Raw genomic sequence first — 25,849 nt, forward strand, 5'->3', positions numbered from 1 at the left:
GGGATCAGCCTTTCACCGCGCCGGAGGTCAAGCCGCCGACAAGGTGTTTCTGGACGATGTAGGTGAGGGTGAGCGCCGGGATGATCATCACCACGGCGAGCGCGCACATGCCGCGCCAGTCGATGGTGAATTCGGCCGTGTAGTCGAGCAGGCCGACCGGCAGCGTCTTGGCGCTGACCGAGCGGGTAAGCTGCGAGGCCAGCGCGAACTCGTTCCAGCAGGTCAGGAAAGCAAAGATCGCGGCGGAGGCGATGCCGGGCCCGGCAAGCGGGAACTCGACCTGCCAGAAGGCCTGCCAGCGGGTGCAGCCGTCGATCTGGGCGGCTTCCGCGAGGTCCTTCGGCACCTGGCGGAAGAAGCCGTCGATCAGCCAGATGGTGAACGGCACGTTGAGCGCGACATAGGCCAGGATCAGTCCGAAATGCGTGTCGATGATGCCGAGCCTGACATAAAGGAAGAACAGCGGCAGCGAGAGCGCGATACCCGGCACCGTGCGCGTCAGCATCAGGCCGAGGAAGACGCCCGACTTGCCGCGGAAACGGTAGCGCGCGAAGGCATAGCCGCCGGCCATGCCGATGGCCACCGCGATCATCGTCGAGGTCACCGAGATGATCAGCGAGTTGCGGAAATATTCTATGACCGGGATGCCGCCCTTGCCGATGCCTGAGAACATCGCGACATAGGCGTCGAACGAGATCTGCTGCGGGATCCACACCGGCGGCTTGGCCATGATCTCCACCGTCGGCCGCAGCGACGAAAGCACGATCCACAGGCCGGGCAGGCAGATGGTCAGCATCGCCAGGAACAATCCGATGCGATAGGCGATGCCCAGCAGCCGGCGCTTGAGGCGGGCGGAAGAATTCTCGTCCATCACCACTCCGCACCGATCTGCGTGCGCGCCGCGGCGAGCTTGTTGAAGAAGTAGACGGTGAAGGCGATCGACAGCAGGATCGAGAAATAGGCCATGGCGTTGGCCATGCCCATGCGCCCATCGCTGTAGGCGGTGCGCGCCACCAGCGTCCACAAAAGCTCGGTGCGGCCCGCCGGCCCGCCATCGGTCATGATCTTGACGATGTCATAGGCGCGCGCCACGTCGAGCGAACGGATGGTCATGGCGATGTAGGCGAAAGGCATCACGAACGGCCAGGTCACATAGCGGAACGTCTGCCACGGCGTGCAGCCGTCGACCCGCGCCGCCTCGATTGGCTCCTTGGGCATGGCGAGCAGGCCGGCGAGGATCAGGATGGCGAAGATCGCCGTCGACGACCAGATCTCGGCGATCGAGATGGCGATGAAGGCGAGATGGCCTTCGATCAGCCACGGAATGGCATCCCTGGTGATGCCGAGCGATTGCAGGGCGTTGTTCACCAGGCCGATATTGTCGTTGAACATGAACTTGAACTGGAAGCCGACGAGGATCGGCGAGAACATCATCGGAAACATCATCAGCGTGCGAAGGACGCGCTGGCCGCGCGTCGCCTTTTCGACCAGCATGGCGAGGCCGAGGCCCAGCAGCATTTCGAGATTGAGCGCGATGGTCAGCAACAGAACCGTGCGGCCGAACGCCCACCAGAAATCGGCGTTCGCCAGGATCGAGAGATAATTGCGGAAGCCGACAAGGACGAAGAACGTTTCGGGCTTGGTCAGGCGGAAAGGCGTGAAGCTGGAATAGAGCGACAAAAGCAACGGCACCACGACGACCGCCGCCAGCACGATGATCGCCGGAAGCAGCAGCAGGAATGGCGCGGATGGCTTGAAGCCCTTCATTGGGACCCTGTGAGTTGCATTCGATTGCCGCCTGTCGAGCCGGGCGGGGCAGGCACCGTCATCGTGGAACACCCGAGGCAGTGCGCGCCTTAAGACGCGAGCGCCTCCCCCATGACTGATGGGGGAGGCGGCCCTGGGAGCGGTTCTACAGCTTGCCGGCGTCTTCGAGGATTTGCGTCGCCTTGGTGGCGGCTTCGTCGAGCGCCTGCTTGGACGTCTTGTCGCCGAGGATCGCCGCCTGCAATTCGGGATAGACGGCGTTCGAGATCTCGATCCATTCAGGCGTCTGCGGCACCGCGAAAGCGTGCTTGGCTTCTTCCTGGAAGGCGGAGAGAACCTCCTTCTTGTAAGGATCGTTTTCGGCCTGCTTCAGGTCCCAGTCCCAGACCGCGGTGCGGGTCGGCAGCGGGCCCGCGGCGGCTTCCAGCTTCTGGCTGTCCTCATTGGTGAGCCACCACACCAGCGATGCCGCGGCCTCCTTGTTCGGGCAGTTCTCGGTCACCGAGAAGCCATGGAAACCGGACCAGCCGGTGCGCTTGCCAGACGAGCCTTTCGGCGCGACCTTGACGCCGACATTGCCGGCGACCTTCGACGACTTCGGATCGTTGAAGAAGCCGGCCCAGCCCGGCCAGTCCAAGTTGATGGCGACGGTGCCGGAGGCAAAACCCTGGCCGAGATCGTCCCAGAGATAATTGGTGGTTCCGGCCGGCACAGCCTTGGCCTTGTAGAGGTTGACGAACCAGTCGAGCGCACGCACGCCGGCTTCGGAGTTGAAGACCGGCTTGCCGTCCTTGTCGAGATATTCGCCGCCCTCGGCCACCACCATCTCGTAGAAGCGGCCGTTGATCGCCTCTTCCTTGCCGGCGAACTGCGTGCCGTAGAAGTTGGGCGGGTTGGCGAAGAACTCGGCCTGGTCGGTGACTTCCTTCCAGGTGTCCGGCGGCACCAGATCATAGCCGTATTTCGCCTTGAACTTGGCCTTGTTGTCGGCGTTCTCGTAGAGGCTCTTCTGGTAGTAGAGGGCAGAGACGTCGAACTGCGCGCGCGGCAGCATCTCCAGCTTGCCATCTATGGTCGCCGCCTTGATCGTCGATGGCACGAAGGCGTCGATCTCTTCCTTGGGCAGCAATTTGCTGAGGTCGGTATAGAGGCCGGTATACTGCGGCGCGAAGGAGGAATGGTTCCAGCCGACGCACCAGTTGGTGCTGCCCGAGGCGATGTCGGACTTCAACTCCTTGTCGATGTCGAAGCCGTTCTTCTTGGTCAGGATGTTGACCTTGGCGCCGGTCGCCTTCTCCCATTCGGGGATGCGCTCGTAGAGCTTTTCATATTGCTGGCCGCCGATCAGCTTCACGTCGACGGTGACGCCTTCGAACTTGCCGGGCAAGTCGCCGGCAAGGGCTGCGCCTGCGCCTGACGCGAGCAACAAAGCGCCGGCGGACACGCCGGAAAGCAGTCTGTTCATTGGTATCCTCCCTGGGGTGCGCCTTGGCGGCGACCGCAACTCGTCTGATGACAAGAAGCGCTACATTCATATACAAACAAAACATTCATAGAAACGTCAAGGCGAAATTGTTTCCGTCGGCGGCGTTCCTGCGTATATGAAGAATCGATTTCACTGGAGGGAACGCCCATGGATGACAGCGAAGACGAGCGGTATCGCGCGCCTGCGCTCGACAAGGGGCTCGACATCCTGGAACTGCTGGCCGGCGTCGACGGCGGCCTGACGCAGGCGGAAATCGCCAAGAAGCTCGACCGCAGCCCCAACGAGTTCTACCGCATGCTGGACCGGCTGGTGCGGCGCGGTTATGTCACGCGGCTCGACGGTGACCGCTATTCACTGACGCTCAAGCTGTTCGGCCTGGCGCAACTGCACGCGCCGGTGCGGCGGCTGGTTTCCTATGCGACGCCGTTGATGCGGGAGCTGGCGGAGACGTCGCAGCAGGCCAACCAACTCGTTGTTTTTGATCGCGGTTCCGCCGTGGTCATCGGCCAGCAGGAGGCGCCGAACTACTGGGGCATCTCGATCCGGGTCGGCGCCCACATCAGCCTGTTCGACACCGGTTCGGGACATGTGCTGCTCGCTTTCCGTTCGCAGGAGGAGCGCCAGATGATGATCTCCGAACATGTCCGCAGCACCGACAATACGGCGCAGCCGCCCGAGTTCTTTGCCCGTCTCGACCAGATCAGGGAACGGGGATATGAGATGATGGCCTCGATGCAGACTGCCGGCGTCTACAATCTGTCGGCACCGGTGCGCGGCTCCGACGGCAAGGCGATCGCGGCGCTTTCGATTCCTTACATCACCGTCGTCAACGCACCGTCCGCGCCGGACATGACCCGCACCATCGAACTGCTGCTGGCCACATGTGAAAAGCTGTCGCGTCTGGCCGGGTCGGCCGTCGGTTCATCGGCGTAATTCTTATTTGAATGAAGAATTCCTCCGTGAGATGATGTGAAAGATACGGGAGGAGCCCTGCCATGATCATCGACACCCACCTGCACCTCATCGACCGCTCGGCCTTGCGCTACCCGTGGCTTGCCGGCGTGCCCGCTCTCAACCGCGACTTCTCCTATGAGGAGTACGGCGTGGAAGCTCAACGTGTCGGCGTCGAGCGTGTGCTGCATATGGAGGTCGATGTCGACCCTGCCGATATCGAGGCCGAGACCGAACGTGTCGAAGGCCTGTCGAGACAGGCCGGCAGCATGCTGGCCGGGGCGATCGCCGCCTGCCGTCCGGAAGAGGCCAATTTTGCGGCCTATCTCGAGCGCCAGCGAGCAAAGCCGTTCGTCAAGGGTTTTCGCCGCGTCCTCCACGTCATGCCCGATGAACTCTCGGAAGGCGCGCTATTCCGGGACAGCATCCGGCGGCTCGGCGGCACCGGGCTCACCTTCGATCTCGTCGTGCTGCCGCACCAGATTCCCAAGGCGATCGCGCTCGCCGATCTGGCGCCCGACGTCCAGTTCGTGCTCGACCATTGCGGCGTCCCCGACATCAAGGGCAATGGCGAGCATCCGTGGCGCGAACACATGAGCGAAATCGCGCGGCGTCCCAACGTCGTGGCCAAGATTTCCGGCGTCGTCGCCTATGCGGATCCCGGCAGTTGGACGGTCGAGACGCTGCGGCCCTATGTCGAACACACGATCGGTTCGTTCGGATGGGATCGTGTTGTCTGGGGCAGCGATTGGCCGGTCTGCACGCTGGGTGGCGGTCTCTCGACCTGGGTGGCGGCGACCCATGCGCTGCTTGCCGGTTGCAGTGTTGCGGAACGCGACAGGCTGCTCTCGGTGAACGCCCGCAAGCTCTGGCGGCTTTAACCGGCTCTGCTTGGGGCTCTTCAGATCGTCGCCGAAACGTGCCGTTCGCGGCCGTAGAGCGACACCAACAGCACGATGATGAAGCCGAGTGCTGCCTGCACCGCCGAGGGCTGGAAGCCCAGCCCGATGAGCAGCGTGTTGATCTCGGTCAGCACCAGCACGCCGGCAATGGTCCCGAGATAGCTGCCGCGCCCGCCGACCAGCGCCGCGCCGCCGACGACCACGGCCGCGATGGTCTGGAACAGGTAGGGCTGCCCGACATCGCCATAGGCCGAGCCGGTGAAGCCGAGCAGCAGAACGCCCGCCACCGCGGCGAAGAAGGCGCTTGCCGCATAGGTGATCACCCACATGCGGACGGGATCGATCAGCGCCAGAGGCGCGGCACCCGGATTGCTGCCGAGTGCGTAGAGCCGGCGCCCATAGGGCGTCCGCTCCAGCACCAGGACGACGAGCGCCGCCAGCACGACAAGACAGGGCACCAGCCATGGAACCGGCAGTGGCCCGGCCGATCCGCCGATCGACACGAAGCTCGAAACCGCTTGCGGCGCGGAGCCTGAAGGGAAGCCCGCGGTCCATAAAAGCACCAGCCCTTGCACGACCATGCCGATGCCGAGCGTGACGATAAGCGGCTGGATGTCGAGGCTGCGCGCGATGAGCCCGTTCAGGCCACCGATAAGGATCGCCAGCACGCCGACGAGGCCGCAGACCAGGACAAAATTCCAGCCATCGCCGTAGAGTTGCGCGGCCACGACATTGGCAAAGCCGATGACGAACGGGATCGACAGGTCGATGCCGCCCATGATGACGACCAGCGTCTGCCCGATCGAGGCGACGGCGAGCAGCGAGGCAAGCACCAGCATGGCGCGCACCGCAAACGGGCTGGAGTAGCCCGGAATGAGGATGATGCCGGCAAGATGCAGAAGGGCGGCAACACAGAAGGCGCCGACGACACGGGCATTGGTTGTCGCGAATAGATTTCGGCCAGCCATGTCAGCGCCTCCCGATGGCAAAGCGTTCCTGCAGCGCGGTCAGCATCACCGCCAGCACCAGTATGGCGCCGTAGGCGATCTGCAGCACGAAGGTCGAGACGTTGAACGTCGTCAGCACGCTTTGCAGCAGGAAGATGTCGACAGCGCCGATCGCGGCACCCGCGACGCCACCACGGCCGCCGGCAAGACTGACACCGCCGAGCGCCACGGCGGCGATGGCGATCAGCGTGTAGGTCGGGCCGATGTTGGGATCGGCCGACCCGATCAGCGCAGTCAGCATCAGTCCGGCGCAGCCGCCCAGGATGCCGGTCATGACATAGGCGATGAAGCGCACGAGCGTGACGTCGACGCCGGCCGTATAGGCGGCGCGATCGTCGCTGCCGACCGCCATCAGCTGGTCGTAATAAGGGCTGCGCCGCACCAGCCACCAAAAAAGGAACATCAAGGCCAGCGGCAGAAGCGAGAGTGGGCCCGCCAGGGCTTTCAGCCAGGCCGGCGCCGGGCCGATCGGCGCCGGCAGGATGGTCAGCGTCACCCCCGTCAGGATCAGATAGGTGCCGAGCGTGGCCACGATCGGCTGGATGCGCACGATGGTCGCCAGGAAACCGTTCGCCGCCCCGACCAGCGCACCGATGAGCAGCGCCGCCGGAACAAGCGCCAGCGGCGAGGATATTCCGGCGCGCAGGAAAAGCACCTGGATCACGATGGCGTTGACGAAGCCCATCAGCGGCCCGACCGAAATATCGATGCCGCCGCGCCCGGCGAGGATCACCGGCGTCGAGGCGATGGCCGCACCGATCAGCGGCGCCGCCAGACCAACCAGCGCACCCCAGGAGCCCGGCTGGAACCGTGCCGGGCTCAGCATCAGATTGATCGCCAGCAGGGCGATCAGCAGTACGACGGCGAAGCCGACGCTTCGGCCGAGGGACAGGATGCGTGCGAAGGGTCTCATGCCGCGCGTCCGAACATGGCTGCGATCACGTTCCCGGTGGTCATCGCCTGGCCGGCGATTTCCGCCACGACTTCATTTTCGCGGAACACCAGCACGCGATGGCAGAGAAGAAGGATCTCCTCGATCTCGCTGGACAGGATGACGAGCCCCATGCCGTCGGAAGCCAGCCCGCGAAAGACGTCGTAGAGAACATGCCGGGTCGCTACGTCGACGCCGCGCGTCGGGTCGTTGAGAAGCAACATTGCGGGGTCCAGCGCCAGGGCCCGCGCCAACAGCACCTTCTGCTGGTTGCCGCCGGACAGGGTGGTGATCGGCGCGTCGGGCCGAGGCGCCGATATCGACAGCCTTTCGCGATAGGCCTCGTAGCGCGCCTTGCGCGCCGCCGGGCTGATCAGGCCGAGGCGGGTATCGCGAGACAGCGTCGAGACGGCGAAATTGTCGAGCACCGATTGCGTCGGGAAAATGCCTTTGGCACGCCCGCGCGGAAGATAGGCGATGCCGCTCGATACGGCCTTGCGGAAGCCGGTGATGGCGCGGGATGCGCCGGGCAGATCGAGGGTTATCGAACCGCCAAGCGGCGCGACTAGGCCGGCGAGCATCTCGAGGAAAAGCTCCTGGCCGTGGCCATCCAGGCCGGCGAGCCCAACGATCTCGCCGGCGGCGACCGCCTGCATGATCGGGCTGGCGTCCGGTGCTATGACGAGGTCGCGGATAGTGAGGGCGGCGCGATCAGCCATGCGCCAGCTCCGCGGCGGTGCGTGGCGCCATCGCCTTGAGAAGCTCCGCCGGCGTCGAAGCGCCGCGCTCCTCGGTGCGCACCACGCTGCCGCCGCGCAGGATCGAGATGCGATCCGAAAGCGACGTCACCTCATCCATGCGGTGGGTGATGAACAGGATCAGGCAGCCTTCGCCGGCAAGCGTGCGCATCAGCGAAAAAACGGACTCGCGGTCGGCGAAGTCGAGTGCTGCGGTCACTTCGTCGAGGATCAGGATCTTTGGATCGCGCACGACCGCACGAGCAAGAACGACGAGTTGCTGTGCTGCGAGCGGCAACTGCCCGGCGGGCATGTCGAGCGGAACGTTGGTGACGGCGAAACGTTTGAGGGCGGCGGCTGCCCTGTCGCGCCGCTCGTTGCGGGGAACCGCGCGCCGGACCAGGCCGTCGAGGCCAAGCAGGATATTGTCGGTCACGCTGCGGTCCGGCGCGACCAGCACTTCCTGGAAGACCGCGGCGAAGCCTTGCGCCTGGAAGGCCGAGGGGGTTCCGCCCGAAAACGGCCTGCCTTGCAGCAGGACCGTGCCGCTGTCGGGCTGAACGATGCCGGACAGCAGCTTGACCATGGTGCTCTTGCCCGAACCATTCTCGCCCAGGATGGTGTGGATGGTTCCTGCCCGGAACGCGATCGAGGCGTCCGCAAGCGCGACCGTCTCGCCATAGCGTTTGGATATGTTTCTGATTTCAAGCATGTCGCGTTTCGAAGCTGGCAAGCCGGCCCTCCGAAAGGAGCCGGCTTGTCGAGGTCTTATCTGGCCCAGGCGTCACTTCGCGCAGGCGTCTGGCACCTTCGAATAGTCCCATCCCTTGGTCGGCGCCGGGTTGGAGAAATAGGCGTCGAGCCATTCTTCCGGCATCGGATCCTTGGGCGGCACCGGGAAGATCGATACGGCATCCGTCGTCATGCAGTCCTTGTACCAGGCGCCGAGATCGGCATTGTGGACCGGCGGAATCGGAATGAGCAGCGTGTTCAGCTTCGGCTTCTGGCCGTCGAGCATGCGTTCGCCGACGCGAAACAGCGTTTCGGCGGTCCAGTGCGGCAGCACGGCATGGCCCTCGAAGCGGTACTTGTCGGGATTGGCCTTCCAGTAGCCCAGGGCATCGCCGGTGATCGAACCGGTGATCAGCGGCGCCGGCCGGCCGGCTTCGGCGAACGCCTCCGCGACGACGCGGCTTTCGCTGCCTGTCGTCCACACCGCATCGATCGGCGCCGGGTTGGTGGCGATCGCCTGCAGCACCACCGTCTTGGTGACATTGGCCGTCCAATTGCCGTTGACCGTGCGCGAGATCTTCAGCTTGGGGTTTTCCGCCAGCGCCTTGTCGGCGCCCTGGCGCTCCTGAACCACGATCGGATGGCCGGCGATGCCCTCGACCAGCAGGATGCTGGCGCCATCAGGCTTGGCCTTGCCGATCGCCGTCATCATGTCGTAGCCCCAGCGCGCATAGTTGGAATCGACATTGATCGCGTTCGGGCTGGTCACCGAACCGGCGGCGGTGATGAACGGGATGCCTGCCTTGGCGGCCGCATCGATGGCGTCATCGAGCGCTGTTGCCGAGCCCGGGATCGAGGTGATGATCGAGCACTTCTTGTCGATGAAGGCGCGGATCTGGTTGATCTGATGGCTGGCGTCGTTGTTGGAATCCGACACTTCGAAGCTGGAGACGGTGCCGTCGGCGATCAGCCCGTCGACCAGGCGCTTCAGCTCCTTGGTGACGGTGACCCGCCAGGGGTTGCCCTGGTAGGATTCCGAATGGCACCATTTCCATGGCTTGGACGGCGGGTTGAAATTGTCCCAGGCCGATGGCAGCACCGTCTGCGGCGCGCCGTCATATTGCGCCTTGAGTTCATCGGGCAGCCCGCTGATGACGCCTTGTACGTCTTCGGCAAAAGCTGTCGTTGCGAGTGAGGCGAAGGCGGTTGCGGCCACAAGGCCGCGGATCAGGCTTTTCATTTGTCTCCTCCGTTCAATTTTTTCAGGCTCCTCCACCGGCAGTGCCGGTCGCCTGCGCCGGGGCGCTCTGCCGAAACAGGCGATTGAGATCGGCAATGACCTGGCTGGAACGATGCCCTGAGGTCATGCCGGAATTGACGCGGTCGGACGCGGCCTGCTGGAACGCCATGTAACCATCATGGCGAGGCCGCACCCATGCGCCCTCCAGGGTCGCGCGCGTATCGCGATAGAAATTGCCGGTCGCCGCATTGACGGCCTGATCCTCCCAGGCCGCGGCATGGCCGGGCTGTCCGCCGGCCGCGGCATAGGGGCCACGCTGGACCTCGCCGCTGGCGAGCCAGTAGGCGAAATCGGTTGCCGCCTCTTTCGCCTTCGAGAAGGCCGACACCGCTATGCCTGTGCCGCCAAGCGCCGTGCCAATCGGGCCGCTGGATCCGACAACAGGGATGTCGCCAAATGCCAGGCGATGTGGGCGAAACCCGGCCATCGCGTAGGAAACATAGCCGTAGATCAGCGGTGCGCAGACGATCGGGGATCCGGCCTGCGCCATCCGCTCCGAAACGGCGATCGGATCCATCTCGAAGCAGGCCGGGTCGACCAGCGCGGCAATCTCGCGCATTGTCTCGAAGACTTCGCTGCCGGCCTCGCCGTCGATGAGATCGTTGGATGGGTCGGTCGCGCAAGCATGCCCGAGATTGCCTGCGAGCGTGAAGAACACCATCATCGAATGCGGTGGCCGCAACGCCAGCAGCACGCGCCCCTGCCGGGCGAGATCGAGCACTTCGCTCCATCGCGATGGCGGTGCGCCAAGCGCATCGGGCCGCCATGCCTGGACCTGCGTCGCGGCATCGATGGGAAACGCCCACTGCCGCCCCTGCCATGTGTAACTCGGATAGGACTGGCCGACGCTGCCGGAGGAAAGTGCCGCGCGCTCCGCCTCGCGGCCGGCGACATCGAGCGGCTCCAGGCAGCGTTCGGCGGTGATCTGGCCGACATGCGGATGGTCGATGACGATCAGATCATAGGCGCGCGCCAGTTCCTCGACCGGGAAGGACTCGAAGTCCTGCAGCGAACGCTTGTCCCATTCGACGGCAATGCCGGTTTTCTGCTTCCACAGCGACGAGCAGGCGACCATCGGATCATAGCCGCGCGGATGGTTCCAGGTCATGCCCCTGAGCGTGGGCTTGAGGAAGCGCGTGGTCACAGGCCGAACTCCTCGCGGATCGCGGCGCTATGCTCGCCGATGCGCGGTGCTGCCCGGTCGACCTTGGCCCTGATGCCGTCGACCCTAAGCGGCGAACTGGTGGTAAGGATCGAGACATCGTCCTCGCGCGTCACCGTCTGCAGCATGTCGAGCGACTGGAAGCCCCCGCTTGCCAGCATTTCCGGCCAGGTCAGCACCTTGGCGCACCAGATGTCGGCGGGTTCCAGAATGCCAAGCCACTCGTCGACCGTCCTGGTCGCGATCCGCTGCGCGACGATCGCCTTGATGTCGTCGCGCGCGGTGAACCAGGATGCCGGCTTGTCGCGGTAGGGCGCCAGTTCCTCCAGCGACAGCAGGTCGGCGAGTTTCGGGATCGGTGTCATGGCGATGGCGAGGTAACCATCCTTGGCGGGATAGACGCCGTAAGGTGCCGACAGATAGGCATGCGCGCTGCGGAAGCTGGAGCGGCGCGGCAAACGGCGGCCGTCATTGAGATGCGTGGTCAGTACCTCGAACTGGAAGTCGACCAGCGCTTCCAGCAGGCTGGTTTCGATATGGCTGCCCTGGCCGGTGATGCCGCGCCGCACAAGGGCGGCCAGTATGCCTTGCGCGCATGCCGCGCCCGCCAGCATGTCGCCGATGGCAAGCCCGAACGGCACCGGCCCCTGGTCCTCGTCGCCGTTCAGCCACATCACCCCGGAGCGCGCCTGCGCCAGGAGGTCCTGGCCGGGCCGCTTGACCCATGGGCCTTCCTCGCCATAGCCGCTGATCGAAGCATAGACCAGGCGCGGGTTGATCTTGCGGACCGCCTCGTAGTCGAGGCCGAGCCGTTCGATGACACCCGGCCTGAAATTCTGGATCAGCACGTCGGCCTTGGCCAGCAGGCCGCGCAGCGCCTTGAGATCCGCCTCGTCCTTCAGGTCGATGGCGAGGCTTTCCTTGGCCCGGTTGATGGCATGGAAGATGGTGGAATCGCCGCCGATCTCGGTGTCGCTGAGATAGAGCCGGCGCGACAGGTCGCCGCCGTCCGGACGCTCGATCTTGATGACGCGGGCGCCGAGATCCAGCAGCCTGAGCGAGCAGTAAGGCCCGGACAGGAACTGGCTCATATCGACGACGACGAGACCGGCAAGCGGCAATTCGGCTGCTGCCGGCATTTCTACTTCTCCGTCTTGCCGACGAAATCGGCAGGGTTGCGGTACTTCACCGTCTGCAGATGCTCGCAATAGAGAACGAGTTCGCCTTCGCCCTTGAACACCTCGTAGCTGGCGCGGATCAGCCCCATGTCCTTGTAGCGCGGCGTCTTGTCGAGGTTGGAGCGGATCGAATAGATCGTATCGCCGATGAAGACGGGCTTTATGAAGCGGAGCTTGTCGTAACCATAGGAAAACGCATTGACGCAGTTGGTGGCGACGAGCCCCAAGCCAGCCGAGAAGACGAAGGCGCCCGCCACCAGCCGCTTGCCGAAAATGCCCTCTGTCTCGGCAAACATCTGGTCCTGCACGTAAGGATGGATGTCGAGCACCAGCGTGTTGAAAAGGTGGCTGTCGCCTTCCGCCATGGTGCGGCGCAACGAGCGGATCTTCTGGCCGACCGGCCAGTCCTCGTAGAACCAGTTCTCGGCGTTCCAAACCGGCAGGGCGGCATGCGCCTCGGGCATGTTGGCCGGGTGCGTCGAGGCGACGCCGACGGTCGATGAGAACTCGTTCATAGCTGGCTCCGGAAGCTCTGCGCGAGGCACGGCACAAGTTTCGGAACACGCATCAAGGCGCCAGATTGCACGACGTCTCCTCCCGTCAATCTTCTTTTGTAAATACTATTTTCACATATGGGGTTGCGTTGCAAGCGAGGACGGGCGAAATTTTGGCTGTTTCCGCTGCGCTCGAGCGCCGGCGAAACAGGGAGAAAAACATGCGCGATGCCTGTCTGGTCTTTGTCGGCAGCCTGAACCGGGAGGCGCCCTATTTTCAGGGCGCACGCGGCGTCGGCCTCGGCGTCTACAGCTTCGACGAGGAGACGCTGGAAACACGCAAACTGTCCGAGGCCAGTGACATCGACAATCCGACCTTCCTGTCGGTGACGCCGGATGGTTCGCGCCTCTACGCCAATTCGGAAGTGTTCGCCTGGCGCGAAGGAACGGTTTCGGCCTACGGCTTCGACCGCGCCTCGGGCACGCTCACTTACCTGAACAAGCAGCCGTCACTCGGCAGCATCACCGCGCATAACACCATCACCCATGATGGCACGAAGCTGCTGGTCGCCAACTACGGCATGGGCGAGGGCGGTCCGGATCGCGCAGTCGCGGTCTATGGCTTCGACAGCGATGGCGCCTTGTCGGCTCCTCTGGCCAGCGTTTCGCACAAGGGCACTGGCCCGAACGCAGCCCGGCAAGAGCGCTCGCATGCCCATAGCGTCACCGAAACCATCGCCGGCGGAACGGCCATCGTCGCCGATCTCGGCATCGACCGGTTGGTGTCCTACCGGATCGAGCATGATGGCAATCTGACCAAACTGGCCGAATCCGCTTTGCCGCCGGGCGCCGGTCCGCGCCATCTCGCCTTGCATCCGAACGGCCGTTTCGTCTTCGTCATGAACGAGCTGGATTCGACCATCGTGTCGATGGCGCTGGACGAGGCGAGCGGCAAGCTCTCGATCATCGACACCAGGCCGGCCGTGCCGGCCGAGGCGCGCCATGCCAACCACTGCGCCGATATCCAGATCTCGCCCGACGGCCGCTTCCTCTACGGCTCCAACCGAGGCCATGACAGTGTGGTCGTTATGGCCGTCGACCAGCAAAGTGGCGCGCTGAGCCTTGTCGGCCATGTCCCTTGCGGCGGCGCCACGCCGCGCAACCTGGCGCTGACGCCGTCGGGCGACCACCTGTTCTCGGCCAACCAGAATGCCGACCGCATATCGATCTTCGCGCGCGACGCCGAGAGCGGCCGGCTGACCGACACCGGCCGTGCCATCGAGATCGGCACGCCGATGTGCGTCAAGATCGTGCGGTGAACCGTGCGCGACATCGGCATCGAAGCTTCGGACTGAAACGGGCCGGAGCTCAGGCCGGGCGATCCGGGTTGACGGGTGGCTTCGCCGGAGCTGTTGACGGAGCATTGAACGAAAAAACCCGCCTGCGCGGCGGGTTCCTGGCGCAACTCAGCACCATAGATAAATATCTACCATAGCTGCCTTCACCCAGTCAAGAAAAAATTCCTATTTTGAGAGCTGCCGGCCATGGAGGCTGCTGACACAGCCGGACCGGCCGTCGTCAGGCCGCCTTTGTCAACGCGAGTTCGCACGCTGGAGCTCAGGCCTGTTGGATTGCCGAGAGCTTCCAGCTCGAGCCATTCTGACGCGTGAAGGTCCACAGCTCCGTCGTCTCCGTGGGATGATCCTCGTCGCCCTCGACGACCTTGCCGCTGGCCCGTTCGCGCATCACGTCGCGCGATTCATAACGCAGGGCCGCCGTGGCATAGTCGCGGTCATCCTCGCGCCAGCTTTCCGCGATGTCGGCCTGCAGGAGGGTGACGTCGGATACCTCGTTCCTGAGGCCCTTCTTCGCATTGTCGGCCAGCTCTTCAGAGAGATAGGACACCATTTCGGGAGTCGTCGTCTTGCGCAACGCGGCATGATCCTCACGCCCGAACGCTTCCTGGACATCGCTCAACAGCTGCTGGAATGCGTCGAGGTCGGTCTGGGCGAGCCGGATTTCATCGGAACCGGTGGCCGCCGCGGAGCCTCCGCCTGAACCGCCGCCAAAGCCGGGAATGGCGAAAGAACGCGCATTGTTGGCATCGCTCTGTCCGGCTGCGCGGTTTTCAAATCGCGAGGCATTGCCAGCGCCCGCGAGCGCAGGGGCGGGGCCACGCGCGGATTGCGACCGGAAGAACCTGATTGCCAGCATGATGGCGCCACCGATCAGCACGGCCTGCAGCAGGAAACCGAACATGCCTGCCAGCCCGCCGAAGCCCTGGCCCAGGAGCAGCCCGATCAGGCCGCCGATCAGCAGGCCGCGCATCATCGTTCCACCGAAGCCGCTCATGAAGCCGGGCCTCTGCGGGCCGGCCTGCGGCTGCCGGGCCGCGGTGTTCACGCCGGTATTGGGCGTCATCGAACGCTCGACCGGAGCGGTCGGCGCCGGAGCGGTCCTGGTCGGCGGCGCTGATTGGAACGTGCGCATGCCGCGGCTGCCGAAACTGCCGCCGCGACGGGCCTCGGCATGGTCTACCGCGACCATGGAGAATGCCAGGAACAGTCCGGCAAACAGGGCGGCAAATCGGCTTGTGCGGGAAATCATCTGGACGGACCTTTATCGATGGGTTTCGGAAATTTTCGACAGGCGTCGGGCCGGCTACCGGCGTGCGGTCAATCGAACAGCTCTTCGAAGAACGATTTCTTCCGTTTCGGATAGCGGTGGCCCTGCGAGCGCGCATAGTCGTCATCGCGGTCCCGGCCATGCTGGGGCTGGGAGAACGCTGCCGGCTGTGGCGCGGGCGAGGCCTCCTTGGCCGATCGCTCGATGATCTTGTCGAGTTCGCCTCGGTCAAGCCACACGCCACGGCACTGCGGGCAATAATCGATCTCGATACCCTGGCGTTCGCTCATCACGAGCGCGACGCGGCAGGAGGGGCAAACCAATCCAAGAAGGGAAGACGATGTCATATGGGGCTCCAAACCAAAAGAGATGAGCCCGCTTGACCGAAAGGATGGAAACGGGCCCGTTAAAGCGGTCCGACATCACGGTCGCGAGGTGCGACAGTCAGAGGGGCCCGGCCCGCATGCGAGAGTTAGGAACACAGAGCGGCGCCTTCAAGAGCGACATTGTCCGCGAGGATCGAATTTGTTCCCCATCGCTGACGTCATTGCGCTTCGAGCGCTGGGTACCGCGCCTGCGCCAACGACCCCGGCGTCCCTGCTCAGACCGTCACCACGATCTTGCCGAACTGCTCGTTCGACTCGAGATAGCGATGCGCCTCGACGATCTGCTCGAACGGGAAGGTTCTGTCGATGATCGGCCTCAGCGTGCCGGCCTCCAGCCCTTCGAGGATGAACGCCTTGGCGGCTTCCAGCTTCGCCGGGTCGCCGGTGATCTCGTGGACGAGGTAGCCGCGCAGCGTCAATGTCTTGCCAAGCACGGCGGGCAAGGGAAACGGCGTCGGCTCGGGGCTCAACCCGCCATATTCAATGAGAATGCCGCCCCGGGACATCGCCGCCGCGAGCGGCTCGAAAATCGGGCCGCCGATCGCGTCAAACACGATGCGCACGCCTCGCGGCCCGGCGATCCGGCCTAGCCGCGCCTCCAGATCCTCCTCGGCCAGGACCACGACTTCAGCCGCGCCGGCGTCGAGCAGGGCCTGCTTCTTCGTCGAGGTCCGTGTCACCGCGATCGCCGTCGCGCCGACGCTGTTGGCGATCTGGATCGCGGCAAGCCCGACGCTGCTCGAGGCTGCCGTGATGACGACGAAGTCCTCGTTGCGCAGCCTGGCGATGTCGATCAGCGCGCCATAGGCGGTGAGGTACGGCATCCACATCGCGGCCGCGGTCTGCCAATCGAGTGATATCGGGTTTTTGACGACGAGCCCGGCGGGATAGGTAACAAGCTCTCCATAAGCCGGCCAGCGGATCATCGATTGCGGCGGGATGACGCTGACGGCATCACCCGACGCCAGAGCCGTCACGGCTCCGCCGACCGTTTCGATGAGGCCTGCGGCCTCCAGGCCAAGCCCGGAGGGCAGGGTGGGCGTCTCGATATAGGTGCCCGCGCGCAGCAGCGCCTCGGCGCGATTGAGGCCGAGCGCCTTGACGCGGATCTGAACCTCGCCCGGGCCGGGTAGGGGAAGATCCACATTTTCGATCCGCAGGACCTCGGGGCCACCATGCCGATGAAAGCGAACGACGCGCGCCATTGGGTCTACTCCAAATTGTTTGAACCGAAAGGAGCTATGTCGCCAAGGCGAAGTTGGATAAATAGCAATGGGAGCAGAACAGTAGAAACCAGGAGTTTCGAATATGGATCGCCTTGAGAGCATGGCCGTGTTCGTCAGGGCGGTCGACCTCGGCTCGTTCGCGGCGGCCGCGGCCGCACTCGATCTGTCCGGACCGATGGTCGGCAAACACGTCCGGTTTCTGGAGGAGCGTCTCGGCATGCGCCTGCTCAACCGCACCACGCGCCGGCAGAACCTCACCGAGTTCGGACGCGCCTATTACGACCGCTGTCGGCTGGTGCTGGCCGAGGCCGAAGCGGCCGATCAACTCGCCGCCGACCAGCTCTCGCAACCGCGTGGCAAGCTGCGCGTCACCATGCCGGCGCATTTCGGCCGGCACTGCGTAACACCCGTGCTGCTGAAACTGGCGCGGCAATATCCGATGCTGGAACTTGACCTGTCGCTCAGCGACCGCTTCGCCGATCTTGCCGAGGACGGCTACGATCTTGCCATCCGAACCGGCGATCTGGAGGACAGGGCAGGCGTGATCGCGCGCCGCGTCGCGAGCCAGGACATGATTGTCTGTGCGGCGCCGTCCTACCTGAAAATTCAGGGCGAGCCACGGCGGATCGAAGATCTCGCCAATCATCATGCCATCGTATATCGCCGGCTCGGCCAAGCCGTTCAGCCTTGGCTGTTCCCGCGCGAAGGACAACCAGCACAGGAGATCATGCCCGGCGGCCGGCTGCGGCTCGACGATCTCGATGCCATCGCGGATGCTTCGGCCGAGGGCATGGGGCTCGCCTGGTTGCCTTGGTGGCTGGTTCGCGAGCGTATCCAGGCCGGGGCGCTGGTCGAGCTCTTGCCGGACCAGCCGCGATATCTCTATGACTGCCACGCCCTTTGGCTGCAGACGCCCCATTTGCCGCTGAAAGTTCGGCTGGCCGTCGATGCGCTGGCGGCCGCCTTGCCGAAACGGATGGCTTGATCGCTAGCGCTCGCGGCCACTCTCGTTTGGGATCGCGCGGACATTCCGTGGAGAGGCGCCTCGGCTCTTTGAGGCATCGCTTTCCAGTGCCATATGAGGCAAAGCTGGCGGCATGCAGGCGCATTGCAGGAGAGACGGTTGATGACCAAAGGTTCGGATCTGTTCGTGGCGGCCCTCGAGAACGAAGGGGTCGACCGGATATTCGGCATTCCGGGCGAGGAGAATCTCGACATCGTCGAATCCATCCGCCGCTCCTCGATACAGCTCATCCTGACCCGTCACGAGCAGGCGGCCGCCTTCATGGCCGCGACCTATGGCCGGCTCACCGGCAAGCCAGGTGTGTGCATCACCACGCTCGGCCCCGGCGCGCTCAACCTGACGACCGGCTCGGCCTATGCGCTGCTCGGCGCCATGCCGATGATCATGATCACCGGCCAGAAGGGAATCCTGTCGTCCAGGCAGGCGCGGTTCCAGATCGTCGACATCGTCGCGGCGATGAAACCGCTGACCAAGCTGTCGCGCCAGATCGTCTCGCCCAAAATGATCCCCTCGCTGGTGCGCGAAGCCTTCCGCGTCGCGCAGGAAGAGCGGCCGGGTCCCGTGCATCTGGAACTGCCGGAAGACATTGCGGCGGCTGAGTGTGAGGATGTCCCGCTGGTGCCGACGCATCCGGTCGAACTGCCGCTGGCCGGTGCGGGCGCGCTCGACCGCGCCGCCCGCATGATCATCGAGGCCAAACGTCCGCTGCTGATGTTCGGCGCCGCGGCGTCGCGGCCGCGCGTCACGCCCGATGTCGCCCAGTTCGTGCTGCGCACCCAAATTCCCTATTTCACCACGCAGATGGGCAAGGGCACCGTGCCCGGCGGCACCGAACTCTACATGGGAACGGCGGCCCTTTCGGAACGCGACTACGTGCACGAGGCCATCGAACAGGCCGACCTGATCATCACCATCGGTCACGACACGGTCGAGAAGCCGCCCTTCATCATGGGCGTCAACGGGCCGAAGGTCATTCATGTCGGCTATCAAACCGCCGATGTCGAGCAGGTCTATTTCCCGCAGACCGAGATCGTCGGCGACCTCGGCCCTTCGCTGGCGCTGCTGGCGGATCGCATCGAGGGCAAGATCCCCAATGCGCAGGCTCTGTTGCCGTTGCGCGAAGGCATTCTGAGCCGCATCGCCGCGCGCGCCACGGAAGACCGCTTCACGCCGCAACGCATCGTGCATGACGTGCGCGCCGTGATGCCGGCCGACGGAATCCTTGCCCTCGACAACGGCATGTACAAGATCTGGTTCGCGCGCAACTACCGCACGCGCATGGCGAATACGCTGCTGCTCGATAATGCGCTGGCCACCATGGGCGCGGGGCTGCCGTCGGCGATGATGGCGGCACTGCTCTATCCGCAGCGCCGCGTCATGGCCATCTGCGGCGACGGCGGCTTCATGATGAACAGCCAGGAACTGGAGACCGCCGTCCGGCTCAAGCTCAATCTTGTCGTCCTGCTGCTCGAGGACCACGCCTATGGCATGATCCGCTGGAAACAGGCGGTCGACGACTTTCCGGATTTCGGCATGACCTTCGGCAATCCCGACTTCGTCAAATACGCCGAGGCCTATGGCGCCAAGGGAACCAGGGTCGGCGCGATCGCCGAATACCGGCCGGCGCTGGAACAGGCTTTTGCCGGCGGCGGCGTGCATCTCGTCGTCGTGCCCATCGACTATTCCGAAAACATCAGGGTGCTCGTCGACGAATTGCGTGAGCGGCTGCCAGCGGTGCAGGCGACCTGACGGCGGCCGGCGCCAAGGCCGTCGATGCCGAGATGCCTGGCTGGTTGCGAAGGCGTTTTCATCTGGCGTCGGGGGACCAGTCCGTCTCGATCAAGGGAATCTGCGGCGCCGCATCACGCGGCAACGTTCCCTTGATTCTGGGATCGTCGGCGATTTCGAAGCCGGTCGCAAAGGGCTCAAATCCGCAGGCCCTGTAGAAACCGATGACACTGTGATGGTCGAAGCTGCTGGTATGCAGCCAAATGCGGCTGGGCCGGAGACGCCATGCCTGGTCGAGCGCGCCGGCCATCAGCCGCTTGCCGAAGCCGCGGCCGGTCAGGGAAGGGAACAGGCCGAAATAGGTGATCTCGATCTCGTTGTCCTCGGCCGCCGAGAACTCGACCATGCCGACATGGGCGCCGCTTTCATCATGGCCGTGATAGAGATGCTGGCGCGGATCGGCGAAATGCGTGGCGATCTCGGCATCCGACATTTCGGCGGCGCGATCCCAGAGCCAGGGAGCGCCGATCTCCAGGAAGATTGCACGGTAGGAAGCACTGTCGGGTTTCGCGATCCTTGTCATGGTCAACGGCCGCGCGAGACCCGGCACCGGCGCGCGCGCTTCCATCCATGTCACCGCATTGACGATCTTGCCGGCCGGCACCCGCCGATAGCCGACCGTTAGATTGGTGATTTCATCAGGCAATCTGCCTTCGGTGACCAACATCTGTCCTCGACCTTCCCCACCGGCGCGCAAGAAGCTGATGCCTACTCTGCGCTCGCCTGCCAAGAGGCTCCCGAGGTGGGTCAAGATTTTTGGCCCGCCTGTCCCTTGCGTTTCACAGAGATGGCATATGAGATATGATACACCATCGAACGGAAAGCGGAATATCATGCCTGAGCGAATTGCCGACGAGGCCATTTTGAACGCGGTCGACGACGGCTTCGCGCGGCAGGTGGAATTCCTCGCGAACCTCGTGCGCTTCCCCTCGCAACGCGGCGAAGAACACGCGGCGCAATCCTTCATGGCAGCCGCGTATGAAGCAGATGGCTATACGGTGGACATGTGGCGTGTCGATGTCGATGCGATTCGCGACCTGCCGGGCTTTTCGCCCGTGGCCGTCTCCTATGACGACGCCTTCAACGTCGTCGCCACCCACATGCCGCGAAACGCGACCGGCCGCTCGCTGATCCTCAACGGCCACATCGACGTCGTGCCGACGGGCCCGCTCGATCGCTGGCTGCGCGATCCCTATGATCCGGTCATCGAGGACGGCTGGATGCATGGTCGCGGCGCCGGCGACATGAAGGCTGGGCTCTCGGCCTGCCTCTACGCGCTGGCCGCACTGCGTTGCCTCGGCTATCAGCCGGCCGCGAAGGTCTTCCTGCAATCGGTGGTCGAGGAAGAGTGCACCGGCAATGGCGCGCTCGCTTGCCTGCAGCGCGGTTACCGCGCCGACGCAGCCTTCATCCCCGAACCGCTGGAGCCGAAGCTGATGCGGGCGCAGGTCGGCCCGATCTGGTTTAGGGTCGAGGTCGACGGCGATCCCCAGCATGCGTCGGGCGCTTTCTCGGCCGGCGCCAACGCCATCGAAAAGGCTTTCCTCATCATCCAGGCGTTGAAGCAGCTCGAAATCGTCTGGAACGCGCGCAAGGTCGACGACAGGCATTTCTGCGATCACCCGCATCCGATCCGTTTCAATCTCGGCAAGATCGAAGGTGGCGAGTGGACATCGAGCGTCCCCGCACGCTGTGTGTTCGAGATGCGTGTCGCCACCTATCCCGGCCAGAAGCTGGAGGATGCCAGAGCCGAGCTCGAGGCCTGCATCGCCGACGCGGCCCGCGCCGATCCGTTCATGGCCAACCGCCCGCCCAGGATCACCTACAATGGCTTCATGGCCGAGGGCTATGTGCTGGAGGGCGCCGACGAGATGGAAACCGTGCTGCGTCGTAGCCATACCGCCGTCTGGGGCGAGCCGCTGCAGGAACACGTCACCTCTGCCACCACCGATGCGCGCTTCTTCGGCCTCTACGCCGACACGCCGGCCATCGTCTACGGTCCGATCTGCCGCATGCCGCATGGCTATGACGAAGCGGTGGACCTTGATTCCGTACGCAAGGTCACCCAGACGATCGCGCTGTTCATCGCCGACTGGTGTGGGCTGGAGCCTGTCGACCCCGAGGCAAGGCCATGACCGGCGCCGTGACCAATGCATTCGGCGAGACGCTGGCCGAGGACGCGCCCGATGTCCCGATTGCCGATGCGCTTGCCATCCTGCGCCAGCACTACGGCCTTGCCGGAACCGCTCAGCCCTTGCCCGGGGAGCGCGACCACAATTTTCACATCCGCACCGATGGCGAGGGCGAATTTGTCCTGAAAATCTCGCATCCGGCGGAAGAGGCCGGCTTCACCGATTTCCAGAACAAGGCGCTGGACCACATCCTTGCTGTCGATCCCGCCTTGCCGGTTCCCTCGGTGCGCAAAAGCCTCGATCGCGATGCGCAGTTTACGGTCAGCATCGGCGGTTCGCAGCCGCGTATCGTCCGGCTGGTCACCTATCTGCCCGGCCAGTTGCTTTCGCGCTCGCCGGTATCGGCTGCGCAAGATCGCAATCTCGGCATCTTCCTCGCTCGGCTTGGCCGGGCACTGCGCGGCTTTTTCCACCCGGCCGCCGGCAGCGACCTTTGTGGGATATCCGCAAGGTCGCCAAGACGCGGCCCATGCTGGCGCATATCGTCGATGCCGGGCGCCGCGCCATGGTCGAGCGCGTCATCGATGCCTTCGAGGAACATGCCGCACCCATTATTCCCAGCCTGCGCGCCCAGATCGTCCACAACGACATGAATTCCTACAATGTGGTGATGGACGCATCGCGGCCGGAGATCGTCAGCGGCATCCTCGATTTCGGCGACATGATCCATTCGCCGCTGATCTGCGATCTCGCCATCGGCGCCGTCTACCGCTGGCCAGCCGACGGTCACCCGCTGGCGCCCGCCGCGCGCTTCGTCGCCGGTTATCAGTCGGTGCAGCCGCTCGAGGCCGAGGAGATCGGCATCCTGTTCGACCTGATCCGTGCCCGCCTTGCTCTCATCGCCAACATTGCCACCTGGCAGGCGGAGCGCTTCCCGGCCAAGCGCGATTATGTGCTGCGCCTCATCACCGAGGTCTGGGCCTCGCTCGAGCGGCTGGACGGACTGTCACACAGCGATGCCCGCCGTTATTTCCTCGATCATTCCAATCCGGAGTAGACGCTCGTGTCCCAATCCTCGCCCGCAAATGCCTCCGCCGATGCCGGTGCATCAGCATCCGCGCTGCTCGAGCGCCGTGCCAGGCTGCTCGGCCCGACCTATCGCGCCTTCTACCGCAGCCCGATCCATCTCGTGCGTGGCAGCGGCGTCTGGCTCTACGATGCCCAGGGTCGCAAGTATCTCGATGCCTACAACAACGTCGCTTCGGTCGGGCATTGCCATCCACGTGTCGTCGAGGCGCTGTCGGGGCAGGCGGCCACGCTCAACACCCACACGCGTTATCTCAGCGAAATCATCCTCGACTACGCGGAAAGACTTCTCGGCACGCTTCCGCCTCATCTCGGCCATGCCATGTTCACCTGCACCGGCAGCGAGGCCAACGATCTCGCCATCCGCATCGCCCAGCATTCCAGCGGTAATACCGGCGTGATCATCACCGATTTCGCCTATCATGGCGCCACCATCGCCACGGCGCAGCTGTCGCCGGCAGCGGTCGGGGCAAAAGGCGTGCCCGCGCAGCACAGGACCGTGGCAGCGCCGGATACGTTTCGCGATCAGGGCCGGGCCGCGCGCGATTTCGCCAGGAATGTCGCCGCCGCCATCGAGGACATGCGCGCACAGAACGTGCGCCCGGCGGCGCTGCTGCTCGACTCGGCATTTTCCAGCGACGGAATTTTCTTCCCCGATGCATCGGTGATGCGCGAGGCGGCCGATCACGTCAGGAAGGCGGGCGGCATCGTCATTGCCGACGAAGTCCAGTCCGGCTTCGGCAGGCTCGGCCAGGGCATGTGGGGTTTCGCCAATTACGGCCTCGAACCTGACATCGTCACCATGGGCAAGCCGATCGGCGACGGGCATCCGATGGCCGCGGTCATCGTGCGGCCGCAGCTTGTTGCCTCCTTCGGTTCCAACACCGGCTACTTCAACACATTCGGCGGCAATCCTGTCGCCGCCGCCGTCGGCATCGCGGTGCTCGACGTGATCGAAGGCGAGGGGCTGGTCGAGAATGCGCGCACGGTTGGGGCCTATACGGGCGAGCTGCTGCGCGCCTTGCAGGGTCGCCACGCCATGGTCGCCGATGTCAGGCATAACGGTCTTTATTTCGGCGTCGAGTTGACTGCGGAGGGGGACGAGGCGCTGGCCTCCACCAGGACGTCGGCGGTCGTCGAAGCCATGCGCGAGGACGGCGTGCTGATCTCGTCGTGCGGTCCGCGCGGCAACGTGCTGAAGATCAGGCCGCCGCTGCCGTTCGCCAGGGACAATGCCGAGCAACTCGCCGAAACGCTCGATCGCACCCTGTCGCGCTGGTGAGGGGATAGCAAAAGGGCGGCAATCGACATGCTGAAGCTCGAACATCAGACCCTGAACGACCGCGCCTATGGCGCGCTCAAGCAGGAGCTGATTTCGGGCGGCTTCAGCCCGGGCCAGACATTGGTCATCCGCAAGCTTGCCGAGACATTCGGCATTTCGACGACGCCGATCCGCGAGGCGCTGCAACGGCTCGTCGCCGAGCGGCTTCTGGAGTTGCAGAACAACCGCTCGATCATCGTGCCCTTGCTGTCTGCCCCCGCCTTCGAGGAACTGACGCGCATCCGCGTCGCTGTGGAGGGGCTGGCGGGTGAGATGGCCGCCTCGCGCATCACCGAAGACGGGTTGGTCGACATACAGGCCACGCTGGCGGGCATGCAGCGTGCGATCGAGGCGGGCGACCCCGGGGCCTATCTCGCGCTCAACGAGGCCTTCCACTTCGCCATCTACCGGCATGCCGGCGCGCCGATCCTCCTCAACATGATCCGTGACCTCTGGGGGCGGGTTGGGCCCTATCTCAAGCTCCTGATGCAGGCCGAGCGCTACAAACCCCAGTCGAACGAGGCGCATCGCAAGATCGTCGCGGCATTGGCGCAGCGCAACGGCGCCGACGTGAGGGCTTTCATAGAACAGGACATCGCCATGGCGGCGGCGGTACTGGCGGGGAACCTTCGCGCGGCCGAATAACGATCCGATGCCGTCGCGCCCTTGCGATCGGCCTATCCGGTCTTGTCCAGCCGGTCGCGAAGCATGCTCCACGGCAGCAGCGCGTTCGGCGCGAAGCGCAGCAGGCTGTGGAACGGCATCGGCGACGGTGGCCCGAAGGGCAGCGGCAGATCGCGGGCGTCGGTTCCACCAGCCCAATCCGCAAGCACCTTGCCCAGGGCCGTGGTCATGGCGATGCCGCGGCCGTTGCAGGCGCGACCCGCGATCAGCCCCGGTCCGAGATCGATGAGGTGGGGCAGGAAATCGGGTTCGACCGCAGCCATGCCCGACCAACCATAGGCGAGCGGCGGCAGGTCCGGGAGCTCGAGATGCCGGGCCAGCCGCCGCCGGATCGTCTGCGGCAGGCGTCGGTCCGCACCCGCGCCGAAGACATGCATGCCGCCGCTGATCAGCCGGTTTTCGGCATCGAAGCGGTAGGTGAAGAGATTGCGTCTCGTGTCGCCGACGCCTTGCCCGCCGGGCAACAGGCGGCTGCGCACCTTGCGCGGCAGCGGCGCCGTCGCGATCTGGAAGATTTTCAGCGGGAAATAACTTTTCCGAAGCTCCGGATTGAGCCGTCCGCCATAGGCGTTGGTGGCGATCAGCACCTTTCCGGTGCGCACCGAACCCGTTTGCGTCTTAAGTGACCAGCCGTCCGCGATGGGGTCGATCGCTGCGACGCGCGTGTGCTCGAACAGGCGCGCGCCGGCTTTTTCCGCCACGTCGGCCAGGCCGCGCGCATAGGCGACCGGATTGAGTACGCCTCCTGAACGATCCATCCAACCGCCGACATAACCGCGGGCGCCGGTCAGCGCCTCGATTTCTTGCCGGTCCAACACGACGGCCGGTCGGCCGCGCTCCGCCCATTGCCCCGCGCGTGATTTGACCTTTTCGAGCGCGACAGGGGAATGTGCCGGCTGGATCCAACCGTTCTGCACCGCGTCGCACTTG

General features: G+C 64.6%; 25 protein-coding genes and 1 pseudogene. 10 read left to right on the top strand and 16 right to left on the bottom strand.

Translation table 11 applies throughout. The annotated features are described in order from the left end of the window. Window positions 1-4: 4 nt before the first annotated feature. From ACIU1A_RS04715 to ACIU1A_RS04725, 3 genes are all read right to left on the bottom strand, one after another. Complete coding sequence (locus tag ACIU1A_RS04715) at window positions 5-871, bottom strand: carbohydrate ABC transporter permease (protein ID WP_140497611.1); 867 nt, start codon at window positions 869-871, stop codon at window positions 5-7. Beyond that, complete coding sequence (locus ACIU1A_RS04720; protein ID WP_140564374.1) at window positions 871-1,767, bottom strand: carbohydrate ABC transporter permease; 897 nt, start codon at window positions 1,765-1,767, stop codon at window positions 871-873. The genes ACIU1A_RS04715 and ACIU1A_RS04720 overlap by 1 nt, the downstream gene beginning before the upstream one ends. Before the next feature lie 145 nt (window positions 1,768-1,912). After that, window positions 1,913-3,232 (bottom strand): ABC transporter substrate-binding protein, encoded by a 1,320-nt coding sequence (locus ACIU1A_RS04725; RefSeq protein ID WP_404926736.1) that lies wholly within the window; start codon window positions 3,230-3,232, stop codon window positions 1,913-1,915. Window positions 3,233-3,400: 168 nt separating this feature from the next. On the opposite strand from ACIU1A_RS04725, the gene ACIU1A_RS04730 reads away from it, so the two are divergent. Next, window positions 3,401-4,186 (top strand): IclR family transcriptional regulator, encoded by a 786-nt coding sequence (locus ACIU1A_RS04730; protein WP_140497617.1) that lies wholly within the window; start codon window positions 3,401-3,403, stop codon window positions 4,184-4,186. Window positions 4,187-4,248: 62 nt separating this feature from the next. After that, complete coding sequence (locus ACIU1A_RS04735; protein ID WP_140514526.1) at window positions 4,249-5,085, top strand: amidohydrolase; 837 nt, start codon at window positions 4,249-4,251, stop codon at window positions 5,083-5,085. 20 nt (window positions 5,086-5,105) lie between these two features. Here ACIU1A_RS04735 and ACIU1A_RS04740 read toward each other — a convergent pair whose 3' ends face one another. From ACIU1A_RS04740 to ACIU1A_RS04775, 8 genes are all read right to left on the bottom strand, one after another. Then, window positions 5,106-6,074, bottom strand: a complete 969-nt coding sequence (locus ACIU1A_RS04740; protein ID WP_140562010.1) for an ABC transporter permease — start codon at window positions 6,072-6,074, stop codon at window positions 5,106-5,108. Window position 6,075: 1 nt separating this feature from the next. Further along, window positions 6,076-7,026, bottom strand: coding sequence for an ABC transporter permease (locus ACIU1A_RS04745; RefSeq protein ID WP_140497623.1), 951 nt, complete (start codon window positions 7,024-7,026; stop codon window positions 6,076-6,078). Then, window positions 7,023-7,763 (bottom strand): ATP-binding cassette domain-containing protein, encoded by a 741-nt coding sequence (locus ACIU1A_RS04750; protein WP_140497625.1) that lies wholly within the window; start codon window positions 7,761-7,763, stop codon window positions 7,023-7,025. Before ACIU1A_RS04750 ends, ACIU1A_RS04745 begins: the two co-directional genes overlap by 4 nt. Continuing rightward, window positions 7,756-8,493, bottom strand: coding sequence for an ATP-binding cassette domain-containing protein (locus ACIU1A_RS04755; protein ID WP_404926737.1), 738 nt, complete (start codon window positions 8,491-8,493; stop codon window positions 7,756-7,758). Before ACIU1A_RS04755 ends, ACIU1A_RS04750 begins: the two co-directional genes overlap by 8 nt. A 72-nt stretch (window positions 8,494-8,565) precedes the next feature. Beyond that, window positions 8,566-9,753: an ABC transporter substrate-binding protein gene (locus ACIU1A_RS04760; RefSeq protein ID WP_140671890.1), complete on the bottom strand. Its 1,188-nt coding sequence runs from the start codon at window positions 9,751-9,753 to the stop codon at window positions 8,566-8,568. A 22-nt stretch (window positions 9,754-9,775) separates the two neighbouring features. Continuing rightward, on the bottom strand, window positions 9,776-10,921 hold the full coding sequence (locus ACIU1A_RS04765; protein WP_140671981.1) for an extracellular solute-binding protein: 1,146 nt from the start codon (window positions 10,919-10,921) through the stop codon (window positions 9,776-9,778). A 32-nt stretch (window positions 10,922-10,953) separates the two neighbouring features. Then, the gene (locus ACIU1A_RS04770) at window positions 10,954-12,114 is read right to left on the bottom strand and encodes a CaiB/BaiF CoA-transferase family protein (RefSeq protein ID WP_140671888.1); all 1,161 of its coding nucleotides are present in this window, start codon (window positions 12,112-12,114) and stop codon (window positions 10,954-10,956) included. A 2-nt stretch (window positions 12,115-12,116) separates the two neighbouring features. Next, entirely contained in the window at window positions 12,117-12,668 is a 552-nt protein-coding gene (locus ACIU1A_RS04775) for a MaoC family dehydratase (protein WP_140497634.1), read from the bottom strand. A 200-nt stretch (window positions 12,669-12,868) separates the two neighbouring features. Between ACIU1A_RS04775 and ACIU1A_RS04780 the strand changes: the two genes are divergently transcribed. Then, on the top strand, window positions 12,869-13,966 hold the full coding sequence (locus tag ACIU1A_RS04780) for a lactonase family protein (protein WP_404926738.1): 1,098 nt from the start codon (window positions 12,869-12,871) through the stop codon (window positions 13,964-13,966). Between the two features lie 298 nt (window positions 13,967-14,264). On the opposite strand, the gene ACIU1A_RS04785 is transcribed toward ACIU1A_RS04780, so the two are convergent. The 3 genes from ACIU1A_RS04785 to ACIU1A_RS04795 all read right to left on the bottom strand — a co-directional run bounded on the left by ACIU1A_RS04785 (window position 14,265) and on the right by ACIU1A_RS04795 (window position 16,863). After that, window positions 14,265-15,254, bottom strand: a complete 990-nt coding sequence (locus tag ACIU1A_RS04785) for a Tim44 domain-containing protein (protein WP_140497638.1) — start codon at window positions 15,252-15,254, stop codon at window positions 14,265-14,267. Between the two features lie 68 nt (window positions 15,255-15,322). Next, window positions 15,323-15,619 (bottom strand): zf-TFIIB domain-containing protein, encoded by a 297-nt coding sequence (locus tag ACIU1A_RS04790; protein WP_140497640.1) that lies wholly within the window; start codon window positions 15,617-15,619, stop codon window positions 15,323-15,325. Between the two features lie 254 nt (window positions 15,620-15,873). After that, window positions 15,874-16,863 carry a zinc-dependent alcohol dehydrogenase family protein gene (locus ACIU1A_RS04795; RefSeq protein WP_140497642.1) on the bottom strand — a complete coding sequence of 330 codons (990 nt, stop codon included), beginning with the start codon at window positions 16,861-16,863 and terminating at the stop codon, window positions 15,874-15,876. 103 nt (window positions 16,864-16,966) lie between these two features. On the opposite strand from ACIU1A_RS04795, the gene ACIU1A_RS04800 reads away from it, so the two are divergent. Together ACIU1A_RS04800 and ACIU1A_RS04805 are read left to right on the top strand one after the other, a co-directional pair. Further along, window positions 16,967-17,869, top strand: coding sequence for a LysR substrate-binding domain-containing protein (locus ACIU1A_RS04800; protein WP_140497644.1), 903 nt, complete (start codon window positions 16,967-16,969; stop codon window positions 17,867-17,869). Window positions 17,870-18,010: 141 nt separating this feature from the next. Further along, window positions 18,011-19,657, top strand: a complete 1,647-nt coding sequence (locus tag ACIU1A_RS04805) for an acetolactate synthase large subunit (protein ID WP_404926739.1) — start codon at window positions 18,011-18,013, stop codon at window positions 19,655-19,657. Window positions 19,658-19,715: 58 nt separating this feature from the next. On the opposite strand, the gene ACIU1A_RS04810 is transcribed toward ACIU1A_RS04805, so the two are convergent. Continuing rightward, window positions 19,716-20,363 (bottom strand): GNAT family N-acetyltransferase, encoded by a 648-nt coding sequence (locus tag ACIU1A_RS04810; protein WP_404926740.1) that lies wholly within the window; start codon window positions 20,361-20,363, stop codon window positions 19,716-19,718. A 166-nt stretch (window positions 20,364-20,529) separates the two neighbouring features. On the opposite strand from ACIU1A_RS04810, the gene ACIU1A_RS04815 reads away from it, so the two are divergent. The 5 genes and pseudogenes from ACIU1A_RS04815 (at window position 20,530) to ACIU1A_RS04835 (ending at window position 24,880) form a co-directional block, all read left to right on the top strand. After that, window positions 20,530-21,831 carry an ArgE/DapE family deacylase gene (locus ACIU1A_RS04815; protein WP_224706120.1) on the top strand — a complete coding sequence of 434 codons (1,302 nt, stop codon included), beginning with the start codon at window positions 20,530-20,532 and terminating at the stop codon, window positions 21,829-21,831. Continuing rightward, a pseudogene (locus tag ACIU1A_RS04820) lies at window positions 21,828-22,235 on the top strand (phosphotransferase); the annotation flags it as partial. The gene ACIU1A_RS04815 and the pseudogene ACIU1A_RS04820, both read left to right, overlap by 4 nt. Before the next feature lie 86 nt (window positions 22,236-22,321). After that, window positions 22,322-22,885 (top strand): phosphotransferase, encoded by a 564-nt coding sequence (locus ACIU1A_RS04825; RefSeq protein ID WP_404926741.1) that lies wholly within the window; start codon window positions 22,322-22,324, stop codon window positions 22,883-22,885. A 6-nt stretch (window positions 22,886-22,891) separates the two neighbouring features. Then, window positions 22,892-24,196 (top strand): aspartate aminotransferase family protein, encoded by a 1,305-nt coding sequence (locus tag ACIU1A_RS04830; RefSeq protein WP_404926742.1) that lies wholly within the window; start codon window positions 22,892-22,894, stop codon window positions 24,194-24,196. Between the two features lie 27 nt (window positions 24,197-24,223). Then, on the top strand, window positions 24,224-24,880 hold the full coding sequence (locus ACIU1A_RS04835) for a GntR family transcriptional regulator (protein WP_404926743.1): 657 nt from the start codon (window positions 24,224-24,226) through the stop codon (window positions 24,878-24,880). A gap of 32 nt (window positions 24,881-24,912) precedes the next feature. On the opposite strand, the gene ACIU1A_RS04840 is transcribed toward ACIU1A_RS04835, so the two are convergent. Further along, window positions 24,913-25,836, bottom strand: a complete 924-nt coding sequence (locus ACIU1A_RS04840) for an NAD(P)/FAD-dependent oxidoreductase (protein ID WP_404926744.1) — start codon at window positions 25,834-25,836, stop codon at window positions 24,913-24,915. Between the last annotated feature and the right edge of the window lie 13 nt (window positions 25,837-25,849).

The sequence above is a fragment of the Mesorhizobium maamorense genome (genome assembly GCF_044998965.1).
GTDB lineage: Bacteria > Pseudomonadota > Alphaproteobacteria > Rhizobiales > Rhizobiaceae > Mesorhizobium.